The organism is Sphingomonas sp. DMC8, assembly GCF_056314185.1.
In genome coordinates this window covers 131,735-154,058 of the sequence record NZ_JBQUYV010000007.1, presented here as the reverse complement: position 1 = coordinate 154,058, position 22,324 = coordinate 131,735, and the positions used below count along the sequence as shown (strand labels likewise).

Sequence of the window (22,324 nt, the reverse complement as noted above, 5' to 3'; positions counted from 1 at the left end):
ATCAAGGATGGCCTGACGGACAGCCGGCAGACTCGGTTGCGGTGGCGGACCGGAGAGTCTTTTTTTCCGTCCCGTCTGAGCGAGCCTTCGTGTTTGCAGGAAAGCATAGGCGATCATGGTCATGAGCGCATGGCGATGGAGCCGGGTCCACGAGCGACCTTCGAAATGGTCGAGACCGAGTTCCTCCTTGAGTTGCTGATGCGCCTGTTCGCAGATCCAGCGCGCCTTGATGGCGCCGGCGACATCCTTGATCGGCGTGTCGGCGGGCAGGTTCGAGAGATAGTATTTCCGCTCGCCGCTGGAGCGATGCTCGCCCACCAGCCAGGCCTCTTCGCCTGGCATATGTTGTGCGCCAGCAGGGCCGATCCGCTGGGGCGCGCCATCGGCGATGCGCACACGCATGGCGGCAAAGCGAGCCTTCAGACGGCCCTTGGTGCCTCGGCGCCAACTGATCTGCCGCCACTTCGCCTCTTCCAGCATGGCATGGGCGGCTCGGGATTTGACATCGGGCACATGCCGAACCCGCGGTTTTCCACGTCCCGCCACAGGAAAGATCAACTGCACGTCTGCGGGATAGACCTTCTGATGGCGGGGAATGCCGACGGCCCAGCACAATCCTCGAGCGCTGAGCGCCTGCCGGAAGGGGGCTGACACGCCGTAGCCGGCATCCGCGAGGACGCAGCCAAAACGCACACCGGCAGCCAGGACGCGGTCGATCTCCTCAAGGGCGATGTCAGGCTTTGTGCGATAGGCCTGGAACGCTTCGGGCACGCCCGCCCTTGCCATCCGGGGCAGGTCGTTGGTCCAGCTTTCCGGCAGGAACAGTCGCAGGCCCAGCATGGGCGGAACTTCCCCCGAGACCAGCGTCACCGACACCAGGGTCTGGCAGTTCGCGTTCTTGCCCAGCACCGTGGCGTATTGCGGCGCGACACCGGCCGAGGCCTTCCACTTCTTGGGGAGCGCCGTATCGTCGATGATGAGCCAGGCCTTGTCACCGCCAACCAGCGCATCCGCCTGTCGCCACAACGTCACCTCCAGCGGCGCCCTGTCCCAAAGCCCCGCCCCGATGAAATGGTGGAGCCGGTCATAGCTGAGCGCTTCGGCCCGTGCTGCCATCTGCTGGATGCTCTTGCGGTCACCAGGACCGATCAGGCCGGCGATATAGGCCGGACACATCCGACGTCGCGTGTTTGGTCCCAGCATGTGATGGTGTAGATTTATCGCCATCGCAGCGGAGGGAGCTATGGGCCAGATTCTTCACGGCAGCGCCAAGACCACGCACGCCATTCGAGGCGAGCTACAGCGATCGCAAGCTTCGGTCGCGAGCCTCGCGAAGCGATACGGGATCAACGAGAAAACAGTCCTGAAGTGGCGGCATCGACGGTCTGTGGAAGATATGCCGATGGGGCCGAAGGAACGCCGCAGCACGGTGCTCTCGCCGATGGAAGAAGTCGCCATCGTGGCGCTGTGCGTACAGGCCCGGCTGCCACTGGATGAACGTCTTCGTCGCGCTGAAGGATGTGATCCCGCAGTTGACGCGTTCGTCCCTACACCGCTGTCTGCAGCGTCATGGCATCAGCCGCCTGCCCAAGGCCGACCGCGAGAAGCCCAAGAAGTTCAAAGGCTACGAGATCGGGTATTTCCACATCGACATCGCCGAGCGACCAAGCTGGCGGCTGCCGCGTTCCTCAAGGTGCTCATCAAGGCAGTGCCCTATCCGATCCACACCATCCTGACCCACAACGGCGTGCGGTTCGTCGATCGGGACCAAGGCGTGTCGCACACGTGGATTGGCCACATTTTCGGTCGCACCTGCCAAGACAACGGCATCGAGCATCGCCTTACCAAGCCGTATCATCCCTGGACCAACGGCCAGGCCGAACGGATGGCCAGGATAATCAAGGAAGCGTCCACCAAGTCCTTCCAGTACGCATCGATCCAGGAACTGCGACGACACATCGCCGACTGGCTCATTGCCTACAACTTCGCCAAGCAGCTCAAGGCTTTGAAGTTCAGGACGCCCTATGACGCCATCAACGCGCTATGGAAATCAAAGTCCGACGCCTTTATCGTAAAACCCGGCCATCACAAGCTGGGACCACACACCTAATTCCAGCTTTAACGCCTTAAGTTTCGACCGCGGTTGAAATTCCGTCGGCGCATCATCACCCTCCGGTTCCAAGAAACACCTTGAGTTGAGGTCCAGGAACCCGTGTGCAGCTAACACATCGATGCTGCGGGAGTGCGCTACAACCAGCGGCATCCGGTAAGCGCGGAGCGATTTATGCGACCGGGAAGCACCGTGTTCTCAATTGCCGAATTGACTCAAGCGTATTCTGAGCTAGCTTGGCATCTAAAGGATAGAAACGTATGCATGCTTCGCCCGCTTCTGGCAATCGCGTGAATTAATGCGGTTATTTCGCTCAGAAGTCTATGAAAAGCAAGTATATCGCCTTCACGGCGAAGTCGTGCTGACGTCTACTCTTTCGAACTGGGTGCTCATAGGTCTATTATTAACAATAGTATTGACCTCCTTAATATGTGCTTTGACTGGTCAGTACGCTCGCACTGAACTGGTCATAGGGCGCGTTGTTCCCGATGGTGCGCTCACACGGATTGTACCCACTCGACCGGGCACTGTAATAAGGCTGCAGGTCCATGAGGGCGACCATGTCAAGGTCGGGCAGCCCCTTGCCACAATCCTTGTTGCACAATCCTCGGAAGCTCGTAGCGATCCAAGTGGGGCTGAACTCAACGCCATTGATCTACAACACGCACTGGTGAGCCGCCAGATAGGTCTTTCGCAGAAGACTCAAGCTGAAGATAGCGCAAAATTGTCTTCCAGCATTAAAGAATATAGAGAAGAACTTGCGCTAAATCAACGTCAAATCTCTCTGCAAAAAGAGATGGTCGAATCAGCTAGGGATGGTTTCGAGCCTCTGTCTACACTCGTCACTAGTGGCTATGTTAGTAAATTTCAATATGAGGCAAGGCGACAAGCCTTACTGACACAGCAGGAGGAGTTACAGCAGTTAGAAGCTTCGAGGGCTCAATTGGTAGCAAATCTAAGACAAGCTCAGTTGACCCTTGCAGAGCTTCCAGCGCAAACGGCCGCTAAAATAAACGATTTGCAAAGTGGAGATGCAAATCTCACAGAAAAACGAATATCGGTTGAAAATGTTCGTGCTTACGTAATTACAGCGCCAATAGCGGGTAGAGTTTCTGGCTTGCAGATCACCAGGGGTTCTAATGTCACAACGCAGATCCCGATAATGATGATCGTTGAGGATGCAGTTCAGATGGCTGTGGAGCTATACGCGCCCACCCGCGCGATCGGGTTCGCTAGAAAGGGACAGGAGGTGAGAATTATGTATGATGCCTTTCCCTATCAACGCTTTGGTAGCTTCAAGGGGTACATCACTGAAATCTCTCACGCCGTACTGGCGCCGAACGAAATAGATGCACCCATCTCATCTAAGGAACCCGTTTATCGTCTCCGTGTTGCGCTCCCAATTCAGAAAGTCGAAGCGTTTGGTAAGCAGGTTTCTCTGCAACCAGGCATGACTCTTAGTGCACTCATTGTTCTTGATCGACGATCCTTCTTCGCTTGGGCGATAGAACCTATAAAAGCGGTTAGGTCTCGGATTTGATAGAGGTCGTATAAAAAAATGTCGACATTAGAATTAATCAAAAAAATTGGAAAGGATAAAATATGCGTATATTAACTATGGACGAATTGATGATAATATCTGGTGGAGTACATGTGACTTACTTCCCAGGAGGTGGATGGGTCGCGTCAGGCTCACTGGGCTCCAGTGGCAGCGATCCCTATGGTCTAGGCGCCATGGGTGAGGTGCTCGCATTTGAAAACGGGTATGCATCAGCACAAGCAGAAAGCGCCGTGGTAGAGTATAATGCGGGAACTATAAGCAATGGCGACGGGACCGTTACGGTATTTAACTCGCACGATGGGGGCCAGACGTACCAGAATGATGGCGTCATTTCCGCATCTCTTGCGGGAAATACGAACGCGATAATCCAGCAAATCAATAATAGTGGCGACAGCGGCACTATTATCGTAACGGGAGCTGTAGCAACATACTCCTTAGCGGAGAATCATCTTAATGATTTCAACGCTGCTAATTTATCCGGCTCTGCAAACGGCACAATTGTGTCCGACCGAAAATTTCAAAATGGCAATGTAACGCTAAAAACGCCCGGCGGGCATCTTTTTGGATATAGTCCAAACCTAAATTTGAGCCAGGATCAAATCCAAGCGGCCGAGCAAATTGTCGATTACGGATATGCGCATGGGGGTGACCAGGGAGCAATTCGGATCGCGCTTGCAGACGCTTTTTACGAGTCCCGCTTCACACAAGGCGCGACGAATGGAAGTCATATTGGCCTGTTCCAGTATAATCAAACGACGTGGGACGACTTAGGCGAGAGCGGGAGTATAAATAACGCCGGCGATCAGATAGCAGCTATTTTTAATGATATATCTAATTATGAAGCGCGTTTTGCAGCTGGCGGAGCAAATAATACTATTCCCAATACGATGAGCTTCGCGTCGTACTTCGAAATAAAGCATGAACTAGGAAATAACTCTGTCAACTGGAATGCGGTGAATCCAGTAACGGGGAATAAATACACTGATGACTGGAACGCAAAATACAACATGCTTAACCCCTCGATCGCGAAATAAATATTACGTCTAATTCTGGAGTGGTTGACATGCAGAAATTACACGCGGCATTGATCGCAATTTGCGCCATCTTTTCAGGTTTTCCGCAAAGTGCTAGCGCCCGAAATTTTGCGAACTGCGCACTGATCAAGTCTAACTACGTGTCGACAGACAAAGGCGGCTATACGTTGAACTTTAGCGCAACGGGCGGAGGTTATAAAGGTCGACTTATTCTGAATCTATACTCGTCGAAGAGCGGTAAGACATATTACTTTGCGTTAGACGCTGGTTCGGTATTAAATACAAGCCTTTTGCCCATTTCCGAATCAGAACACGCGTATTATATAAGGCATGGCGAATTTGAGAGCGATAGCCATCAAATCGCCGGGCAAGCTTCATTCATTGGTATAAAGCGCGGCGGCTACAGCTCATATAGTCCGCCGAAGAGCGATTCTTCGGCATTTTTATATGTTGTAATACCTGAGATTGGGGAGTGGCTTAGGCACTATAACGAACATGTAGTTGGCCCGGTTTTTATCTTGAATAGATGCGCTTAGGCGAACTTGAAATGCAGTTTCGACGCGGCCTACGAACAATTCGCCAGACGGAAGGCGCAGAGTGCGGTATAGCGTGCGTCGCCATGGTTGCAGCATTCTATGGACTAGATATTGATCTAGCAACAATGCGCCGACGTTACCCAATCTCAATGAAGGGAATGACATTAAGGGGCTTAATGGACGTTGGTGATGAGTTGGGCATGATATGCAGACCGTTGCAAGCTGAACTTGAGGAACTCCAAGATGTGCAGTGCCCGGCCATATTGCACTGGAATTTAAATCACTTCGTGGTTCTGAAGGCGGTTAAAAGGCGGCTCTCGGGGCAACATTATTTGTTGAATGATCCGGCATTAGGCGAGCGTTCATTAACAAAGCAAGAAATGTCGCGGTCCTACACGGGGATCGCTTTGGAGATGACTCCTTCACATAATTTTAGACGTGGTCGTGAGAAAGTTCCGTTTAAAATAAATCAGATGTGGTCAAATATAGTGGGGCTGCGACCCGTCTTTCTACAGATATTACTATTTTCTACGTTAATGCAGTTGCTCACGTTCGCAGAGCCATTTTATCTCCAACTTGCGGTCGATAATGCTGCCCCGGCACTCGACAAAGATTTCCTGATGGCGATAACCTTGGGGTTTGCCGGAGTTTCCGCTATTGGTCTATTTACTCGTACGTTGCGCGAAATTGTACTGATAAAGTTCGGTGCAGCTTTAGGTTTTCAGTTAGTTAACAATATTTTTAAGCAGATGCTGCGCCTTCCGATGGGCTATTTTGAGAAGCGCCACACCGGGGACATAATATCACGGTTCGAATCTACGCAGCCTATAACTGAAATACTGACCCATGGTCTGGTTGCAGCTTTGCTTGACGGCGCAATGAGCCTTGTCACGCTGGCCTTGATGTTTTTCTATTCACCTTTACTTGCGAGCTTAGCGGCCGCGAGTGTTGGCATCTACATCATTGTTCGAGTTCTATGGTTCGGCTCATTGCAGCTCGCCAACGTTAGCGTTATCTCGGCGCGAGCATCTGAAACCTCGACAATGATTGAAACGGTGCGCGGCATGGCCGCGATCAAGCTCTTCGCCCGAGAGGGAGATCGACACCGGCTCTGGCAGAATAAACGCGCGCGCGTTGTAAACTCAAATATTGTTATGAGCCGGATACAGATCTGGTTTGATTTAGTTAGCAACAGTGTGGCGGCTCTGGAAAATATTTTGTTCGTGTTTTTCGCCGTCAGTATGGTTATAGATGCTAAGTTCACTGTGGGAATGATATTCGCGTTCCAGGCCTATAAGCAACAATTTTTGGGTGCGGCTAATCGGTTAATCGGGCAGTGGGTGCAATTTCGTTTGATAGACATGCACCTCCTGCGAATTGCGGACATTGCTCTTGCGCCACCCGAAGTCGAAGGGCGGGTCAATAGTTCAAATTGTAACACTGAATTTACGGGCGCGATCGAGTTGAAAAACGTTCACTTCACGTATGGAGTTGGCGAGGATTTCGTGTTGAAAGGAGTAGATTTAAAAATTGAGCCGGGCCAAGCTGTGGCGATTGTCGGGCCATCTGGCGGTGGAAAATCAACATTATTGAAATTGATGTTAGGTTTTTATCCTCCACAATCGGGCGAAATTCGGATCGATGGGGAAAAATTGCTGCAGTACGGTTTGCGTCGGTACCGTAGGCAAATCGGGGCGGTTCTTCAAGAAGATGTTTTGTATGCGGGCTGCCTTTCCGAGAATATTAGTTTTTTCGATCCAGAAATAAATATGGATCGGGTCAAGGAGGTCGCTGGCATCGCATGCATTCATGATGACATTATGAAATTTCCCATGGGTTATGAGACTCTTGTTGGTGACATGGGGTCAGCACTTTCCGTTGGCCAAAAACAACGTGTGTTGTTAGCGCGCGCGCTGTATCATAGACCAAAAATCCTTTTTCTTGATGAGGGTACCGCGCACCTTGATATTCAGACCGAGTCCATAATTAATCGTTCTATTTCAGAACTTGGGATCACTCGCATTATTGTCGCTCACCGGCCAGATGCAATTCGTATGGCTAATAGAGTCGTGGCGTTGGTCAAAGGGCGGATAGTGGAAGTGGCGGACGTAAGATCGGAGGGGCTATTGTGATTTTCGCCGCACTGTTTATCCCCTTAATGGGAATCACGCGGTCCCGATTTGGGGTGCTATTTCTTTACTGTGTCGGTATTTTTTTTATAACTGTGGTATTGGTATGTCCGTTTGTTCGGCTTAACTCGAATTTAGGGTTCGGGGAAAATGTTCTATTCACAATTGCACTTTTGCTAACGTTCAACCAAGCTGCGAGCGATATAGTTCGTCAGCACTTTCTCCGTTTGCTGCCGCGCCGCGAGCTGCCTCACTTGGCGTTAAATCTTGCCCCGATGGCTGAAGTCGCGGTGGTCATACCGACACTTTTAATCAGCAGAGAGCAAGTTTTACAGCTCTCCAATCGCATTGATCTGAATTTTCGAAATGTAAATGACTTTCGGGTTAAGTTCGTAATTCTTGTCGACCCACTCGATAGCAGTGAGCAGGATTTAAATGATGAGGAGCGTGGTTTACTAGGTGATCTATCTAGCGCGATTGAACGGCTCAATCATACTTATCGGCGTGAAGGACACGCGCCTTTCGTTTTAATGACGCGAGAACGGCGATTCGCCCCCAGTGAGCATGTGTGGATGGGATGGGAGCGAAAGATGGGCAAGCTTTTAGAGTTCTTTGAACTAGTTTGTACCGGCCGCTCCAATCTTCGCGTTGTCTCCGGCCACTATGATGCTGATCTAGATCGGATAAATTACGCTATCGTCCTCGATGATGATAATATTTTGTCTCCCGGCTCTGCACATATCCTTGCTGCCACGATTTCCCATCCAAGTAATACGCCGGATTTGCGTAATTTGGGTGATAAGGCAGATTCCGGGTATGGGATAATCATGCCCTTAAGCTGCCAGAGGTCCGTCATATTGGATTCTAGGAATACAATATTCGACGCGTTTGGATTAGCTAAGTATATTGGTAAAGGGGCGTATAATATCCGGGCGTGCTATTCGGTTTTTAAAGATATATATCCTGTCGGGCGAGTTCTTTCCCACGATATGTGGGAGAGTTTGGTGGTGCGTACCGGCTTTACCCCCTACGCGACCGTGATCGAGAATATGCCCTCTAATCATTCTATCTTGCGTGAACGGGCCCATCGTTGGGTTCGCGGCGACTGGCAAAATCTCTTACTAATGATCACCAGAGGAAGCCGTGGATATCATTTTCCGCTTTTTGGTTGGTTAGTTGCGCTTGGCGACGCACGTAGAAGTTTGCAACCTCTGGGTTTGAGTATTGGTATCATCGTTATCGGTATTAATTGTAGCGCTGTAGAATTATGCGCTTTCATCCTCACCGCATATTCCAGTGAGGGCGTTCGTATAATTTTGTCTCTCTGTACGATAGCTAGAATGTCGGATGATAAATTCGTCTTAGCATTTAGGGCGGTTATTATATATCTGTTAATTTTGGTTTTTGAGTTAATTAACGCTCCGCTGCATGCGCTGATGAATCTGGATGCTATATTACGGACGATGTTCAATTTTTTACGTAGTAAACGAATGTTGGTTTGGCGTTCGTTTGCTCAGAGTGAAGGGGGCAAGATTTGTATTAGAGTTGGTGATATTTATCTATATGTTGTATGTTTCGTATCTGTGTTAATGGTAATTTGTCGTTCGGTTGGGCCTGCGATGCTTTTCATTTTGTTGCTTTGGTTAGTCTCGCCGGTGATACTAGGGGTGATCCGGCGAAAAGATAAGGGGTGATGGCCACTTAATTTCCATTTTTGGTCTCATTTTCAAATTCACGTACGAATAATGACTAGAAAGGTTTTAATTTTTAGATAAACTATTTTGTATCGCGAGATATGTTACGCAGTTTTCGATAGCGTGTTGTGCGTGATGTATCTGTTGAGCATTTCGCGAATCATGTGAATCTATATTGTGCTGCCGCGCCAAGGTCGAAGCCCAGGAAGCGCAGCCAGCTCAGCCGGTCGCGGGTCAGCCATTCCATGCGGGCATCGGACACGTTGTTCTGCGCGGCCAGCACCAGCACCTTCAGCATCACCACCAGATCATGCGGCGGACGACCCCCTTGGCGCCGTACGAGTAGGCCAGCGCTCCAACCAAGGTTGGTCGAAACGCTTCAAAATCCACAACCCGGGCCAGCACCTCCAGCGGATCGCCGTCCGCCGACAAGCGCTTCATGTGGTCCGATAACCCGAAAAGCCCCGATTGCCGTATCGTTCGCCCCCGCTGGCAGGAGCCAGTGGAGCATCTGAAAACCGTTTTGGCGAGCGGTAAATGGAGGCGCCCCCCTCGCTGCAATTGCGCTTGCCAAACAAGGGGAATGCCGAAAGGATCGTGCCAATGCGCACCGACATCGACCATCTTCCCGCGGCAAAGCGGCGCGAGCTTGAGCGCATCGTCGAGGTCGTTTTCGAAGAGTTTCGCGACGCGATCGGGAATGCCACCGGCCCCCGAAAGGGCGCGCGCATCCTGAAGGTCATCCTTTTTGGCAGCCACGCGCGGGGCGACTGGGTCGATGCGCCGCTGTCGGCGAACCAGTACAAGTCCGACTATGATATCCTCATCATTGTCAGTCAGGGGGAACTGACGGACCGGGCGGCTTATTGGGCCAAGGCTGAGGAACGGCTGATCCGGGCTTACACCATCGAGAAGACGCTGCGCACGCCGGTCAATTTCGTCGTCCATTCGCTGCACGAGGTGAACGACGGCCTTGCCCACGGTCGTGTGTTCTTCATGGAAGTCGCTAAGGATGGGATTGCGCTCTACGAAGTCGACGATCGGGAGTTGCAACAGCCGAAGCCAAAGACACCGCAGCAGGCGCTACAGGCGACAAAGGAGTATTTTGACGAAGGTTTTCCTTCTGCAATGAAGCGCTTTGAGTTCGCAAAGTTCGGCATCGGAAAAGGGTATTTAAAAGACTCTGCGTTTGACTTGCACCAGACGGCCGAACGCCTTTACTCGTGCTTGCTGCTCACGCTGACGTTTTATGCGCCCTATAACCACAACATCGCGTTCCTGCGGTCGCTGGCCGAGGGGCTCGACCGTCGCCTCTACGGAATCTGGCCTGAAACCACGCGCCGCGAACGCGCGATGTTTCAGAAGCTCAAGGAGGCCTATACGAAGGCCCGCTATTCCAAGCACTACCGGATCAGCGAGGAAGAACTGGCATGGCTCGGAGAGCGGATCGAGGAACTGGGCCGTGTCGTTTATCAGGTCTGCTCTGAACGAGTCGCTGAATTGGAAGCCGCCGCTGGGAAATAGCGATACCGCCAGACAGCTTGCCCGGTATCTCCTTGTCTGGCATATTCGGAAGTACGGGATGGAAGGACTGGCGGCCATCTCGGGGATAACCCTGCCAGGCATCATGTAGGTCCGGCCAACAAGGTCGGGCAGTTGCTGCAAGCCGCGATGGCGGCGCACAGTGGACACCGCTTGCACCATCCGCGCCCGAATGCGCGGACCGCCGGTGTGCGAGCTGCAAATGACATCCCCTACCGACGTTTATGCGCGCGAGGTCGTGATGGCGCGCGTCCGCCATCTGGTCCGGCGCAAGCAGAACGAGATCGAACGCATCGCGCGCATCATTCGCGGCTGCTTCGAACCCGGAAAGGTCCACGCACCCCAGCCGGGTAAGATTCGGCGGATTATCCTGATCGGTCCCTATGCGCGCCGTTCCTGGTATGAGGACCGGCACACCCTCCAGTTCTCGGATTATGAATTTTGGATCGTCGTCAACCATCCCGCCTTCAAGGATGGGCGCTGCTGGCAGCGGGTGCGCGATGTCATCGACAGCGAACTCGGTAGCCGGTGCGCGGTCGCTTTCGGCATCTACTCCAAGGCCGACATCCGCATCGCCGGGATCGAACGCGACACCTTCATCCTCGACCGCATCGAGGCGGGCATAACGCTCTACCGCGCTTCACGCGACGCGCCGTTGAACGAACGCGAACGTGGGGAGGCAGGGCGATGACTCGCTCCAGCTCCACGGCTGCGTTTGAGGGACTGTACCGGGCAGAATATGCACGGGTCCTGCGCTTCTTCCGAAAGCGGGTGGGCGGGGACGATGCTCCTGACCTCGCACAGGAGGTTTTCATCAAGCTGTTCGCTGCGGGCGTGGCCGAACACCTAGAGAATCCGCCAGCCTATCTCGTCCGGTGCGCCCGCAATCTTCTCATTGACCGCGCGCGCCGGAGGACATCGCCGCAGAACACCTGGTGTCCGATCGACGAGGGCAGGGATGCACCGGTGCCTCCCGAACAAGCGTTGCGGATTGAGGAGCGCGATGTTCGGAAGGTCTATCGACGAACACTTCTGGCCATGCCGCGAAAAACCCGCCGCATTTTCCTGATGCATCGGCTGAAATGCATGACCTATGCGGAAATCTCCGAACAGGTCGGCCTCGGCTATGACGGCGTCGAATACCATATGATGCGTGCATTGGCGCGGTGCCGCAGAACGGCTTCTACGCATCAACTATAGGATTGCTTCCTAATCCGAAGATTGAGCGCCGCCAGCGGCGCAACATTACTTATTTTCAAGGGAGAAAGAGGCGCTGCCTCTCTCTCCCTGCAAGGTGCCGCTTTGGGGCCGTGGCTCGCTGCGCTGCGCCCGCACCACCCCCGGCACCGGACCTTGCCCCCACTCTCTCCGCCCCTCGCCGGGTCGGCAGGGGTCATGCGCGGCATGACCCCTGCGCGGATCGGAAGGGAGTAACAGCAATGACTAGGCAAGACCTTCACAGCCGCATTACGGACCGCATCTTGGCCGAGCTTGAGCAGGGCGCGCGCCCTTGGTTGAAACCGTGGAGCGGCGGTGACATGGCCACGTCCGGGCAGACTCGCCCCTTGCGCGCCACCGGCCAGCCTTATCGCGGGATCAATGTCCTCCTCTTGTGGATCGAGGCGCAGGCGTCCGGCTTTGTCGCCCCATCATGGATGACGTACAAACAGGCGCACGCCTTGGGCGCGCAGGTGCGAAAGGGGGAGCATGGTGCAACAGTGGTCTATTATGGCGACAGCACCAAGACCGTGCATGACGACGCCAGCGGCGAGGATCGGGAGCAGGGCTTCCGTTTCCTGAAAACCTATACCGTGTTCAACGTGGCGCAGATCGACGGGCTGCCCGAACGGTTCCATATCGTGCCGGAACCAACGCCGGAGGCGGAGCGCATCGCGGCTGCCGAGGCATTCTTTGCCAGCATCCCAGCAACCGTGAACCATGGCGGCGACAGAGCATATTATATGCCGTCAGCAGACCGCATCCAGCTACCGCCCTTCGCAGCGTTCCATGATGCGCACGGCTATTACGCCACCAGGGGCCATGAAACCGTGCATTGGACTCGGCATGAGAGCCGCCTCGACCGCAGCTTTGGGCGCGAGAAATGGGGCGATGCAGGCTATGCCCGCGAGGAATTATGCGCTGAGCTTGGCGCAGCTTTTCTTGCCGCCGATCTTGTGCTTGGCATCGAGCCGCGCCCCGATCATGCCAGCTATATCGCAAGCTGGATCAAGGTCCTGCAAAACGACACTCGCGCTATCGTGCAAGCCGCCGCCCATGCCGAACGCGCCGTTGCCTATCTCCACCAGCTGGCGAGTCCCGAAGCGATCAAGGAAGCGGCATAGACGATCTATAATGAGGCCACCCCGGAAAGGGGTGGCCACTTCGTTTGTCCCACCCACCGACCCCATGCGCCGGCCTCTCCCTTCGGTCGCGAAGTGGGACAGAGAGACTGTTTCAGGCAGCGAGCGGCGAAACCGAAGCTCGCTTCCCACCCGCACGCGGCGCGACGGAAATCTTCACTCGAACATCCCGGTTGAGCCGGTCGAGAATCCGCAACAGCCGGTCGATGGTGAAACGGTCGAGTTTGACCTGACGGATACGCGAAAAATCCGCAGCCGATATGCCGGTGCGCGCTTCGGCATCGCGCACCGTGAGCCGCTCGGCATCGAGCGTTTTGACGATTTCAGCGGCGAGGATCGCGCGAAATTGGCGAATACTGGCATCGGGTTGATCGAAATCGGCAAAGACATTGCCCGAACCGCGAACCAGTTCGAAATCGTCATCTTGGTCAGCCATCGAGCATTTCCTTCAACCGCTTGATCCGCTCGCGCACGAGGTCGATTTCGTGCCGCGGCGTCGCAATTCCCCTGGTCGATTTCTTCTGGAAGGCATGAACCACCCAGATATCATCGCCCAGTTGCAGCGCATAGACGACCCGATAGGCGTCGCCGCGCTCCTTGATCGCCAGTTCCCACACACCGGCACCCAGCCCGGCAAGCGGCTTGGCAATGTCCGGCGTTCCGCCATCGGCCACCACTGTCAGGGCATCGAATGCTCGATCCATGGCGCGCGCAGGAAACGCCTCAAAATCTCGCCGCGCCGCCTTGATCCAAGAGACTGTGCGGAGCGTGTTACGTGATTTCGCCATATGTAGTCAAATCTGCCAACAAAGTCAATTTGAGACCGTTCAGGCCACCGCCGCCAGCGACGTTCGGCGATCCAACACCTCCACCGCTTTCAGCTTATGCTCCGGTGCCAGGTGGGCATAGCGCAGGGTCATCGCATAGTCGGAATGCCCCAGTAGCTCGCGCACGGTGTTCAGATCTACGCCGCCCATCACCAGACGCGACGCGAAATGATGGCGCATGTCGTGCCAGCGGAACGCGGTGATATTCGCGTCCTTGAGCAAATGCCGCCATGAAAAGTTGACGCGATCAAACCGCTTGCCTGCGTCATTGACGAAGACCAGCCCGTTCTCTTCTTCCACCTGCGCCCGCCAGCCTTGCAGCACGCGCGTGGCTTCACGGTTGAGCGGGATATGGCGTGTGCGCCGCGATTTGGCAGTCGCTCCGGTTACGGTCAGGATGCGCCGATCGAGATCGACGTTCGACCATTGGAGATCGAATAACTCGCCGCGACGGCAGCCGGTGTTGATCGACAGCAGGATCAGCGGCTTCACATGATCGGTGAACATGACCGTGCGCAGGCTGGGCAGTTGCACATAGCCCCTTTCTCGCCGCCAATGATTGGCGGAATCGCGTTCGGCGCGGCGGCGTTCCTCGCGGGCATCGATCGCGGCACGTAGCCGGCCTTCCTCGGCATCGCTCAAAAACCGGACCTTGAGGCAATCGTCGGTGCGCGATTTCTTGACCTTGGCCAGCGGGTTGGTTCCGATCAATTCCCAATCTACTGCCCGGTTGAAAGCCGCCTTGATCGACGAAATATCGCGATTGATCGTTTCTAGGCTCAAGCCTCGCTCGATTTCGCTCGCGCGCCAGCGTTCGACATCCAGCCCGGTGATCTTGTCGAGCGGCTTGTCGAGCAATGCCTTGAAAGCCGTCGTCAGCCGCTTGAGATTTTGGGCATGGGCTTTCTGATTGGCTCTGGCCCACACGGCATAATCGCCGTCTAGGAAATCACGAAAGGTCGGTACACCCTGCTTGGGTTTGCGCGCCTCGATCGGATCAATGCCACGATAGACTTCGGACAGGATCACGCGGGCGCTATCCCGCGCTTCGGCCAGACCCACGGCATCGGCTCTGCCCAGCCACACACGCTTGCCACGGGCGAACTCGCAATAGAAGGATTTGACGCCGCTTGGCATGACGCGCAGCACCAGCCCCTTGAGGCGTGCGTCACGGTGATCTTCCGGCCTAACCGGATTGACCATCTTCTCGATCATGGCTTGTGTCAGAACAGTTCGCATCGAGCGTCTCGCCAGCCGAATCGACTCAATTTTGGTGGTGCGCTGGTGGTGCAACTTGCTGCAACGAGGCGGAACAAGCAGCATCCAAACGCAACAACCTCAACGGTTAAAAGGTGGCATAAGCTACTGTAATTAGCAAGTTTTTGTGTTGCATTCGGGGGCGTTCAAAGCCTTCAAATTTGGGGCTGGGGGTGTGGGGGTCGCAGGTTCGAATCCTGTCGCCCCGACCAATTTCCTGAAAAGCGAAAATAAATGCTACCCGCCAAGTGGCGCGTGGCGTGTCACCCCCGGCGATTGTCCATTTCGATCAGTTCGGGGTCTTCCGGCCAGTCGGGCATCAACGCAACTTCGGCTTCGGCGGCGGCCAGGTCCTGGCCGCTTTCCTCAATATTCGGCAGATAATGCAGGCGCAGCCGTTCGGCGAGGGCGAGTTCCTCCGGCCCTGCAGCGTTGGCGTAGATCGCGGTGGTCTGCAGGTCCGAATGGCCCAGCCAGCGTTGCACCATGTTGAGCGGCACGCCGGCGCCCAGCGCGCCCACGGCAAAGCCGTGGCGGAAGCCCTTGGGTGTGGCATGCGGGCCGGTGATGCCCGCTGCGGCGCACACGCGGCTGACATGCCGCCATGCCGTCATCCGCGACCAGCGCCACAGTCGCCCGCCCGGCACCGTCACCGGCAGCGCGCATAGCTGCTCGGCCAGTTCGCGGGAGATTGGAACCGCGCGGAAAATGCCGGCCCGGCGCTTCTTCAGCGTTTCGAAAACGACCAGCCCGTCCTGCACATCAACGCGGTTTGCGCTGAGCGCCAGTGCCTCGGAAATGCGGCAACCCGTTTCGGCGAGCAGGCGGCAGAAAACGGCGACATCCGTGCGCTCCACCGCGGTGGCGGCAAGGAAACGCAGCACCTCCGTGCGGTTCACATATTTGCGTCTGCCATAGCCATCAAAGGGTGACCACTGCATCGTCCGTCAAGTCCCGCAAGCTTCCTGCGCGCCGACGCACGCCGACACGGGGTTTCGAGTTCATATTCCGGCAGTCCGCTGGTCTTCCCGAGGGCCCCCGCGCCGAGAAACCGGCATACCTTCCCATTATAGAAGGCATCGCGGTTGTGCAACTAAGGTAACTTACGTGATAACTCGTTTCAATAGCGAAACCGCCTGAAATGGGTGTTTCTGGCGTTTTCTGCCCGCTTATGGAGCAAAGCGGGCGTTCGGGCGTTCGGGCCGGCGTCAGGGGGACGTTTAGCAAAAATCGACCGAATGCCAGGTTAACTAACATATATAATTGTTAATGTTACACTATACTGCATAGTGTCACAAATGGCGGTTTTTGAACGATTTTCGTGCTTCGCTTGGCGTGGGTGACGTTCAGGTAGGGTAAGAATTAACGAGGGGATTGAAATGATAAATCTTGTCTTCTCCAGGGATGGAAAGCGTAAATATCTGACCGCGGAGGAGCGATCCAAGATTTTATCGGAGGCGGTGCGCGCCGGTCCGGAGCTTTATACTTTCTCTCTCACGCTGGCGGTGACAGGTTGTCGCGTTACCGAGGCCCTGATGCTTACGGCGGGGGGCGTTGATGCAAGCTCGCAGGCAATCATAATTGAAAGTCTTAAGAAAAGATCGCGCGGAATATTTAGAACCATTCCGGTTCCAGTACAGTTAATCGAAACCTTGAAGCGAGTGCACGATCTTCCCGCGCTCCCGCCCGGGCAGCGGCTATGGCCCTGGTCGCGCATGACTGCGTGGCGCAAGCTAAATCGGATAATGGAAGATGCCGGAATTGCCGGCAATCAGGCTAGTGCGCGCGGGTTTCGGCACGGATTTGGAGTATCCGCCATTCAATCCGGTGTGCCGCTCAACATGGTACAGCGCTGGCTAGGGCACGCAGACATGCGCACCACTGCCATCTATACATGCGCTATCGGCCCCGAAGAGCTTGAGATTGCTTCCCGCATGTGGAACCGAAACTTCAGGATCAACGACCACAATGGCTGAATAATTCAAGGCGCCTCCGTCGCGAGGCGTCCCCGAACCTTCCCGTAAGCACCTGTTTCGCCAAGCTAACAATTTGGCGAAATCTTTTGCGCGCGCCCAGGGTGGCGCCATTGCGCAACGATACATTTTGCAGTATTTCGTCACGCTAGCAGTTTCGATTCTGGACTTGCTGGTGGGCTTGCATGATGTTGGAAAGAAAGGGAAATTTTCGTATACGTGCGTCGGTGCCTCGGTTTTTTGCCGGTGCCGGCACGATTGCGATTTCCGCCTTTCCCAGCAAGTTTGCCAAGGATTTTGCGAGTCCTGAGAGCCAACAATTAACCTTCTATACTTGGGACGAGGCCGGGCGAGCCGGTCTCGCGCGCCGATGCGCCTGACCATCGGCAAGCGGGGGCGTCGGCCCCATGTCCGGCTGCGCTACGCGCCCGACCGCGCCGAGCCGGGCGATAGCATGCTTGCGGCGGCGCTCGACCGGGCTGCGGAAAGCCGGGCGAGCGATGCAGCGGTTCCCATCGAAGAGGCGCTCGCGTTCATCGAACGGGCGACTGGCACCGGCACTTTCCGTGGCGGGGCGCTTGCGGAGCGAGTCCATATTGGCAACGCGGGCGGCGACGGCGCTGCCGGGCGAGACGCCGCCGGTACAGGCCATTTTCCCTCGTTTTCCGTCCCGCGGGTGCGGCGCAATCGTGCCGGTGTCGAACGTTTTTCGGTCGTGAAGCCGCGGGGTATCGACGCGGCATTCCGCGATCCCGATGCGCGTCCGCTATCCGATTGCGAGACCGAACGGCTCTTCCCGGATCGCGACCTCGGCCCGTTTCGCGCCTTGCTGGTCGCGGTGCCTGCGTCGCTGCTGCTCTGGGCAGCGATTGCCTGGCTGCTGTCGTGATCCGGTGGCTCCTCTCTTCAACTCGTGATGCGCCGGCCCCCGCGCCGGAAGGACGGTTTCCATGCATGTTCTGACTGAAAAAGCCGCCAAGCATCCGAACAGCCTGATCGGTCGCCTGGAACTGGAAGCGCTGGCCGACCGCCTGTTTCACGCCATCACCGTTGCGGCGCCCAAGCACCGCCAGGAAGAATGCGTCGCCATCGCCAACGAGCTTGCGGACCTTGCCCGGCGCGAGCGCCGCATGCTCGAACAGTTCGAGACCCAGGGCACGGTGCTGCCGACGGCGCTGCGCGATGCGCTGCAGTTGAAGACGCCCAAGGCGGCGCGGCTGCTCTACCGGCTGATGCACGACGCAGACAAGCTGGTGCACAGGGCGGTGTTGATCCGCGCGCTGGAAACGACTTCTGCCGGTCTGTCGACGATGATCTGCGAAGTCCGGGCTGCGTTGCTGCCGCTCGGTCTGCGCGCCGACCTCCGTACGATCGGCGTGGCCTATACCCTGTCTTCCCAGGCGGCGGAGGCAATTGCAGCGCATTGCCAGCGCGATGGCGCCGCGCGCCTGCGGGCACTGCCGGTCCCGACGCCGCCTGCACCGCCGCCCGCGGCGCTGGTCCAGGTGCCCGCCGCGGCGTGGCAGGTCGATAATGATGCGGGCGAAGCCGGCGCGGAAGAAGCTGCGCCCGAAGGCGGGGCGGAAGGGCTGCAGGGCTTGCGCCCGGGCCTGCGCCTGCTCGCGGTGCTCCATCATTCATCCGCCCCCGGCGGTGCGAGCCAGGCCAAGCGGCAGAAGGGCCGCGAGGCGGATGTGCAGGGCATGTTCCTGGAATTGATCCGTCAGCGTGGCGGCATGGTGCTGCACCTGATGCTGCTGCTGGGCAGCAATCCCGGCCGCTTCGTCGAAGTGTCCGAACTGGTGGCGGCGCTCGGCTGTACCCCCGCTTCGCTGAAGGTCACCGTGTGCAAGCTGCGCAAGCAGTTCGCCGATGGCGGCATGCCCAATCCGATCGAAAGCGCGCGCGGCGAAGGGTATCGCATGTCCGAAGCGGCGCTGGCGGCGATTGCCGAACTGGGCGATGCACTGGTCGAATCGCGGCTGGCGACGGGGGATACGGTCGCCGATGTTGCCGCCTTCGCCGCACCCGAGCCCTTGGCGCGCCAGAGCCGCGCGGCCGCCTGAGGCGGGGCAGGGCGGTTCTCCGACGCCTGCCCCTTTGCGTTCCCGGAACGGGCTCCCATATGCCGGTCCATGAACGACAACAGCAATGCGTGGCACGGCACGACGATCCTCTCCGTGCGCAAATCCGGCAAGGTGGTGATTGCGGGCGACGGCCAGGTTTCGGCCGGTAACACCGTGATGAAGCCCAATGCCCGCAAGGTCCGTCCGCTCGGCGACGGCAAGGTGATCGCCGGTTTTGCCGGCGCCACCGCCGATGCCTTCACCCTGTTCGAGCGGCTGGAAGCCAAGCTGGAGCGCCACCACGGCCAGTTGCTGCGCGCGGCGGTGGAACTCGCCAAGGACTGGCGCACCGACAAATATCTTCGCAATCTGGAAGCGATGCTGCTGGTTGCCGACAAGGACGTAACCCTGGTCATCACCGGCAATGGCGATGTGCTGGAGCCGGAAGCGCATGAACATGGCATCGTCGCCGCGATCGGATCGGGCGGCAATTTCGCACTCTCGGCTGCCCGCGCGCTGATCGAATATGAACCGGATGCCGAAGTCGTCGCCCGCAAGGCGATGGCGATCGCCGGCGAGCTGTGCGTCTACACCAACGACCGGCTGACCGTGGAAACGCTCGACAGCGCGGCCTGACGAAAAAGCGCTCCGAGCCTAAACTTCCTAAACTTCGCCAGAAGAAAAATAGATGAATCAGAACCTTACTCCCAAGACGATTGTCGCTGCGCTCGATGCGCATATCATCGGCCAGAAAGACGCCAAAAAGGCGGTGGCCGTGGCGCTGCGCAACCGCTGGCGCCGCCAGCAGCTTGCGCCCGAGCTGCGCGACGAAGTGACGCCCAAGAACATCCTGATGATCGGGCCGACCGGCTGCGGCAAGACCGAGATCAGCCGCCGCCTGGCGAAGCTGGCCGATGCGCCGTTCGTGAAGGTCGAAGCCACCAAGTTCACCGAGGTCGGCTATGTCGGCCGCGATGTGGAGCAGATCGCCCGCGATCTGGTCGAGGAAGCGATCCGGCTGGAAAAGGAACGGCGCCGCGCGGCCGTGAAGGACAAGGCCGAGGAAGCGGCGATGGGCCGGCTGCTCGATGCGCTGACTGGCAAGGATTCGAGCACCGCGACCCGCGAGGCGTTCAGGCAGCGCTTTCACGAGGGGCTGCTCGATAACACCGAAGTCGAGATCGAAGTCGAACAGGCGCCGCAGATGCCGTTCGAGATTCCCGGCGCGGGCGCGCAGATGATCAACCTGTCGGAAATGATGGGCAAGGCCTTTGGCGGCGCCCCGCTGAAGCGTCGCAAGCTCAATGTCCGCGCAGCCTGGGAAAAGCTGGTCGAGGAAGAGGCCGACAAGCGCCTCGATCAGGACGAGGTGAGCCGCGTCGCACTGGCCGATGCCGAGGCGAACGGGATCGTCTTTCTCGACGAGATCGACAAGATCGCCGTGTCGGACGTGCGCGGCGGCTCGGTCAGCCGCGAAGGCGTGCAGCGCGACCTGCTGCCGCTGATCGAGGGCACCACCGTCGCGACCAAATATGGGCCGATGAAGACCGACCATATCCTGTTCATCGCGAGCGGTGCCTTCCACGTCGCCAAGCCCAGCGACTTGTTGCCCGAACTGCAGGGCCGTCTGCCGATCCGGGTGGAACTTAAGGCGCTGACCGAGGAGGATTTCGTCGCGATCCTGTCGGACACCAAGGCGAGCCTGGTGCGGCAATATGCGGCGCTGCTCGGCACCGAGGGCGTGACGATCGACTTCACCGAAGACGGCATCCGCGCCGTGGCGAAGATCGCCGCCGAGGTGAATGCCGAGGTCGAGAATATCGGCGCGCGCCGCCTCCAGACGGTGATGGAAAAGCTGCTCGAGGAAGTCAGTTTCGAGGCGGAGGACCGCTCCGGCAGCGCACTGGTGATCGACGCCGCCTATGTCGACCGGCAGCTCGCCAGCGTGGCGCGGAATACGGATTTGAGTCGTTACGTGCTGTAAGGCGCTATCCTGGTTTGCGCATTGCGACTAGGCTTTGCCAGAAGGGCGGGTGATTGGTGTCATCCTGCCCGCTGGTGAAGGAGGGCTCCTCGAATCCTATTCGGGTTGCCCAAAATCGTATCCAGTCAGGATGGAGGAATGTGTCCAGCAGGACCTGCCGCTTGCCTCGTTATAGCCGCTCCACGCGCTTGTCAAAGGCGATCTGGTGTGGTTCGTGGCCGATTTCGAGGTAGGAGAAGACAGTAATGCCGCCCGGCTTGAGCACGCGGAACGTGTCCCGAAGATAGAGGAAACACTCCTCCGGCGAGACGTGCGTAAAAACGGACCAGTGATATACCATGTCCAGTGATGCGTCTTCTGCCACTAGAGACGGCTGAAGATGGATATGGCCGGTATAGTCTGGACAGGTGCGCTGCAGCTCTTCGATGAAGCCCTTGACGATGTCTGCGCCCGTATAGCTGCCCTGCCAGCCGGACCGGCGCAGTGCCTGGGCGGTGCGTCCACAGCCGCAACCCAGGTCGTATACGGCCATACCGTCCACCAAGCCATGATGACGCAGCACCGCAACCTGACCGTCGCCCTGCTCCTTAAAAAAGGCGACGGTCTGCGAGCCGATCGCTTCCGCGAAGGCAAGCGCCCGGTCATTCGGGTGTTCTTTCAGCTTGGAGGCAAGAAACCGGCTATAGGCCCTGGCGGAATCATAATAGAGACCCCCAATAGGAAGGTGCAGAAATCGCTTCAATCGGCTCATCAATCCCCCTTCTTGTGACGTTTACGCCTAACGACGTTCACCATGGAGAACAAGAGCTGAGCGTTGGAGCTTTCAACTCCCCTTCGGCCGCGTGTACGGCGTGAACTTGCCCAGCCGGCAAGTGCCGCCGGGGATCGACGCACCCGCTTCCAGCACACGGAACAGATCGTTGCGGCAAATCTGGCTGCCGCGGATTTCGATGATGATCGTGTTGAGCGGCCCAAGCGAAGGGCACTCGCTCGGCAGATCGTTCCGGTATAGTCGCGTGCCCTGGCGATAGATCAGGGTGCGGCTGTCGATGATCTGCGGGCCGGTGTTGGTATTGGCATCGATGCAGTCCTGCGGAGCGCCGGCGACCCGGTCGCCCAGCGCATCGGCAAGTTCGCGTCGGGCCTGTGCCTCGCGCGTTGCCTGATATTGGGCGTTGGAGGTACATCCGGCGACTGCCAGCGCGCCGAGCGTCAGGACCATGCGCATCACAAGCTCTCCTTTCGGCCGCA

The 22,324-nt window shown here is 57.1% G+C and carries 21 protein-coding genes and 2 pseudogenes; 14 read left to right on the top strand and 9 right to left on the bottom strand.

What is annotated here, in order from left to right; translation table 11 throughout:
• Position 1: 1 nt before the first annotated feature.
• A pseudogene (locus tag ACT53K_RS15310) lies at positions 2 to 1,227 on the bottom strand (IS701 family transposase).
• Positions 1,228 to 1,243: 16 nt separating this feature from the next.
• Here ACT53K_RS15310 and ACT53K_RS15305 point away from each other — a divergent pair.
• From ACT53K_RS15305 to ACT53K_RS15285, 5 genes and pseudogenes are all read left to right on the top strand, one after another.
• Positions 1,244 to 2,110 (top strand): annotated as a pseudogene (locus ACT53K_RS15305) (integrase core domain-containing protein).
• A 298-nt stretch (positions 2,111 to 2,408) separates the two neighbouring features.
• The gene (locus tag ACT53K_RS15300) at positions 2,409 to 3,650 is read left to right on the top strand and encodes an HlyD family secretion protein (protein WP_476229576.1); all 1,242 of its coding nucleotides are present in this window, start codon (positions 2,409 to 2,411) and stop codon (positions 3,648 to 3,650) included.
• Positions 3,651 to 3,712: 62 nt separating this feature from the next.
• Positions 3,713 to 4,705, top strand: a complete 993-nt coding sequence (locus ACT53K_RS15295) for an FHA domain-containing protein (protein ID WP_476229575.1) — start codon at positions 3,713 to 3,715, stop codon at positions 4,703 to 4,705.
• A 526-nt stretch (positions 4,706 to 5,231) separates the two neighbouring features.
• Positions 5,232 to 7,373, top strand: coding sequence for a peptidase domain-containing ABC transporter (locus ACT53K_RS15290; protein WP_476229574.1), 2,142 nt, complete (start codon positions 5,232 to 5,234; stop codon positions 7,371 to 7,373).
• On the top strand, positions 7,370 to 9,064 hold the full coding sequence (locus ACT53K_RS15285; protein WP_476229573.1) for a hypothetical protein: 1,695 nt from the start codon (positions 7,370 to 7,372) through the stop codon (positions 9,062 to 9,064). The genes ACT53K_RS15290 and ACT53K_RS15285 overlap by 4 nt, the downstream gene beginning before the upstream one ends.
• Positions 9,065 to 9,224: 160 nt before the next feature.
• On the opposite strand, the gene ACT53K_RS15280 is transcribed toward ACT53K_RS15285, so the two are convergent.
• Positions 9,225 to 9,362 (bottom strand): transposase, encoded by a 138-nt coding sequence (locus ACT53K_RS15280; RefSeq protein WP_476229572.1) that lies wholly within the window; start codon positions 9,360 to 9,362, stop codon positions 9,225 to 9,227.
• Positions 9,362 to 9,505: a hypothetical protein gene (locus tag ACT53K_RS15275; protein WP_476229571.1), complete on the bottom strand. Its 144-nt coding sequence runs from the start codon at positions 9,503 to 9,505 to the stop codon at positions 9,362 to 9,364. The genes ACT53K_RS15280 and ACT53K_RS15275 overlap by 1 nt, the downstream gene beginning before the upstream one ends.
• Positions 9,506 to 9,667: 162 nt before the next feature.
• On the opposite strand from ACT53K_RS15275, the gene ACT53K_RS15270 reads away from it, so the two are divergent.
• From ACT53K_RS15270 to ACT53K_RS15255, 4 genes are all read left to right on the top strand, one after another.
• Complete coding sequence (locus ACT53K_RS15270) at positions 9,668 to 10,588, top strand: HEPN domain-containing protein (protein ID WP_476229570.1); 921 nt, start codon at positions 9,668 to 9,670, stop codon at positions 10,586 to 10,588.
• 220 nt (positions 10,589 to 10,808) lie between these two features.
• The gene (locus tag ACT53K_RS15265; RefSeq protein ID WP_476229569.1) at positions 10,809 to 11,297 is read left to right on the top strand and encodes a hypothetical protein; all 489 of its coding nucleotides are present in this window, start codon (positions 10,809 to 10,811) and stop codon (positions 11,295 to 11,297) included.
• Entirely contained in the window at positions 11,294 to 11,806 is a 513-nt protein-coding gene (locus ACT53K_RS15260) for a sigma-70 family RNA polymerase sigma factor (RefSeq protein ID WP_476229568.1), read from the top strand. The genes ACT53K_RS15265 and ACT53K_RS15260 overlap by 4 nt, the downstream gene beginning before the upstream one ends.
• 239 nt (positions 11,807 to 12,045) lie before the next feature.
• Positions 12,046 to 12,948 carry an ArdC family protein gene (locus ACT53K_RS15255; RefSeq protein ID WP_476229567.1) on the top strand — a complete coding sequence of 301 codons (903 nt, stop codon included), beginning with the start codon at positions 12,046 to 12,048 and terminating at the stop codon, positions 12,946 to 12,948.
• Positions 12,949 to 13,060: 112 nt separating this feature from the next.
• Here ACT53K_RS15255 and ACT53K_RS15250 read toward each other — a convergent pair whose 3' ends face one another.
• From ACT53K_RS15250 to ACT53K_RS15235, 4 genes are all read right to left on the bottom strand, one after another.
• Positions 13,061 to 13,402, bottom strand: a complete 342-nt coding sequence (locus ACT53K_RS15250) for a helix-turn-helix domain-containing protein (protein WP_476229566.1) — start codon at positions 13,400 to 13,402, stop codon at positions 13,061 to 13,063.
• Positions 13,395 to 13,754, bottom strand: coding sequence for a type II toxin-antitoxin system RelE/ParE family toxin (locus ACT53K_RS15245; RefSeq protein WP_476229565.1), 360 nt, complete (start codon positions 13,752 to 13,754; stop codon positions 13,395 to 13,397). The genes ACT53K_RS15250 and ACT53K_RS15245 overlap by 8 nt, the downstream gene beginning before the upstream one ends.
• Before the next feature lie 39 nt (positions 13,755 to 13,793).
• A complete protein-coding gene (locus ACT53K_RS15240; protein WP_476229564.1) occupies positions 13,794 to 15,008 on the bottom strand; it encodes a phage integrase in 1,215 nt (404 codons plus the stop codon).
• 305 nt (positions 15,009 to 15,313) lie between these two features.
• A complete protein-coding gene (locus ACT53K_RS15235; RefSeq protein ID WP_476229563.1) occupies positions 15,314 to 15,949 on the bottom strand; it encodes a tyrosine-type recombinase/integrase in 636 nt (211 codons plus the stop codon).
• 480 nt (positions 15,950 to 16,429) lie between these two features.
• On the opposite strand from ACT53K_RS15235, the gene ACT53K_RS15230 reads away from it, so the two are divergent.
• The 5 genes from ACT53K_RS15230 to hslU all read left to right on the top strand — a co-directional run bounded on the left by ACT53K_RS15230 (position 16,430) and on the right by hslU (position 21,073).
• Positions 16,430 to 17,026 (top strand): tyrosine-type recombinase/integrase, encoded by a 597-nt coding sequence (locus tag ACT53K_RS15230; protein ID WP_476229562.1) that lies wholly within the window; start codon positions 16,430 to 16,432, stop codon positions 17,024 to 17,026.
• 367 nt (positions 17,027 to 17,393) lie between these two features.
• Positions 17,394 to 17,912: a hypothetical protein gene (locus ACT53K_RS15225; RefSeq protein ID WP_476229561.1), complete on the top strand. Its 519-nt coding sequence runs from the start codon at positions 17,394 to 17,396 to the stop codon at positions 17,910 to 17,912.
• Between the two features lie 61 nt (positions 17,913 to 17,973).
• On the top strand, positions 17,974 to 19,089 hold the full coding sequence (locus tag ACT53K_RS15220) for a helix-turn-helix domain-containing protein (protein WP_476229560.1): 1,116 nt from the start codon (positions 17,974 to 17,976) through the stop codon (positions 19,087 to 19,089).
• A 69-nt stretch (positions 19,090 to 19,158) separates the two neighbouring features.
• The gene (hslV, locus tag ACT53K_RS15215; protein ID WP_476229559.1) at positions 19,159 to 19,725 is read left to right on the top strand and encodes an ATP-dependent protease subunit HslV; all 567 of its coding nucleotides are present in this window, start codon (positions 19,159 to 19,161) and stop codon (positions 19,723 to 19,725) included.
• A gap of 52 nt (positions 19,726 to 19,777) precedes the next feature.
• Positions 19,778 to 21,073, top strand: coding sequence for an ATP-dependent protease ATPase subunit HslU (hslU, locus tag ACT53K_RS15210; RefSeq protein ID WP_476229558.1), 1,296 nt, complete (start codon positions 19,778 to 19,780; stop codon positions 21,071 to 21,073).
• Between the two features lie 169 nt (positions 21,074 to 21,242).
• On the opposite strand, the gene ACT53K_RS15205 is transcribed toward hslU, so the two are convergent.
• The gene (locus ACT53K_RS15205) at positions 21,243 to 21,824 is read right to left on the bottom strand and encodes a class I SAM-dependent methyltransferase (protein WP_476229557.1); all 582 of its coding nucleotides are present in this window, start codon (positions 21,822 to 21,824) and stop codon (positions 21,243 to 21,245) included.
• Positions 21,825 to 21,896: 72 nt separating this feature from the next.
• On the bottom strand, positions 21,897 to 22,301 hold the full coding sequence (locus ACT53K_RS15200; protein WP_476229556.1) for a hypothetical protein: 405 nt from the start codon (positions 22,299 to 22,301) through the stop codon (positions 21,897 to 21,899).
• Positions 22,302 to 22,324: the final 23 nt, after the last annotated feature.

Excerpts from the sequence above, each read along its gene's own strand:
- ACT53K_RS15300 (WP_476229576.1), top strand. The coding sequence starts at position 2,409 with ATGCGGTTATTTCGCTCAGAAGTCTATGAAAAGCAAGTATATCGCCTT.
- ACT53K_RS15295 (WP_476229575.1), top strand. The coding sequence starts at position 3,713 with ATGCGTATATTAACTATGGACGAATTGATGATAATATCTGGTGGAGTA.
- ACT53K_RS15290 (WP_476229574.1), top strand. The coding sequence starts at position 5,232 with ATGCGCTTAGGCGAACTTGAAATGCAGTTTCGACGCGGCCTACGAACA.
- ACT53K_RS15280 (WP_476229572.1), bottom strand. The coding sequence starts at position 9,362 with ATGCTGAAGGTGCTGGTGCTGGCCGCGCAGAACAACGTGTCCGATGCC.
- ACT53K_RS15275 (WP_476229571.1), bottom strand. The coding sequence starts at position 9,505 with ATGAAGCGCTTGTCGGCGGACGGCGATCCGCTGGAGGTGCTGGCCCGG.
- ACT53K_RS15270 (WP_476229570.1), top strand. The coding sequence starts at position 9,668 with ATGCGCACCGACATCGACCATCTTCCCGCGGCAAAGCGGCGCGAGCTT.
- ACT53K_RS15265 (WP_476229569.1), top strand. The coding sequence starts at position 10,809 with ATGACATCCCCTACCGACGTTTATGCGCGCGAGGTCGTGATGGCGCGC.
- ACT53K_RS15260 (WP_476229568.1), top strand. The coding sequence starts at position 11,294 with ATGACTCGCTCCAGCTCCACGGCTGCGTTTGAGGGACTGTACCGGGCA.
- ACT53K_RS15255 (WP_476229567.1), top strand. The coding sequence starts at position 12,046 with ATGACTAGGCAAGACCTTCACAGCCGCATTACGGACCGCATCTTGGCC.
- ACT53K_RS15250 (WP_476229566.1), bottom strand. The coding sequence starts at position 13,402 with ATGGCTGACCAAGATGACGATTTCGAACTGGTTCGCGGTTCGGGCAAT.
- ACT53K_RS15245 (WP_476229565.1), bottom strand. The coding sequence starts at position 13,754 with ATGGCGAAATCACGTAACACGCTCCGCACAGTCTCTTGGATCAAGGCG.
- ACT53K_RS15240 (WP_476229564.1), bottom strand. The coding sequence starts at position 15,008 with ATGATCGAGAAGATGGTCAATCCGGTTAGGCCGGAAGATCACCGTGAC.
- ACT53K_RS15230 (WP_476229562.1), top strand. The coding sequence starts at position 16,430 with ATGATAAATCTTGTCTTCTCCAGGGATGGAAAGCGTAAATATCTGACC.
- ACT53K_RS15225 (WP_476229561.1), top strand. The coding sequence starts at position 17,394 with ATGCGCCTGACCATCGGCAAGCGGGGGCGTCGGCCCCATGTCCGGCTG.
- ACT53K_RS15220 (WP_476229560.1), top strand. The coding sequence starts at position 17,974 with ATGCATGTTCTGACTGAAAAAGCCGCCAAGCATCCGAACAGCCTGATC.
- hslV (WP_476229559.1), top strand. The coding sequence starts at position 19,159 with ATGAACGACAACAGCAATGCGTGGCACGGCACGACGATCCTCTCCGTG.
- hslU (WP_476229558.1), top strand. The coding sequence starts at position 19,778 with ATGAATCAGAACCTTACTCCCAAGACGATTGTCGCTGCGCTCGATGCG.
- ACT53K_RS15205 (WP_476229557.1), bottom strand. The coding sequence starts at position 21,824 with ATGAGCCGATTGAAGCGATTTCTGCACCTTCCTATTGGGGGTCTCTAT.
- ACT53K_RS15200 (WP_476229556.1), bottom strand. The coding sequence starts at position 22,301 with ATGCGCATGGTCCTGACGCTCGGCGCGCTGGCAGTCGCCGGATGTACC.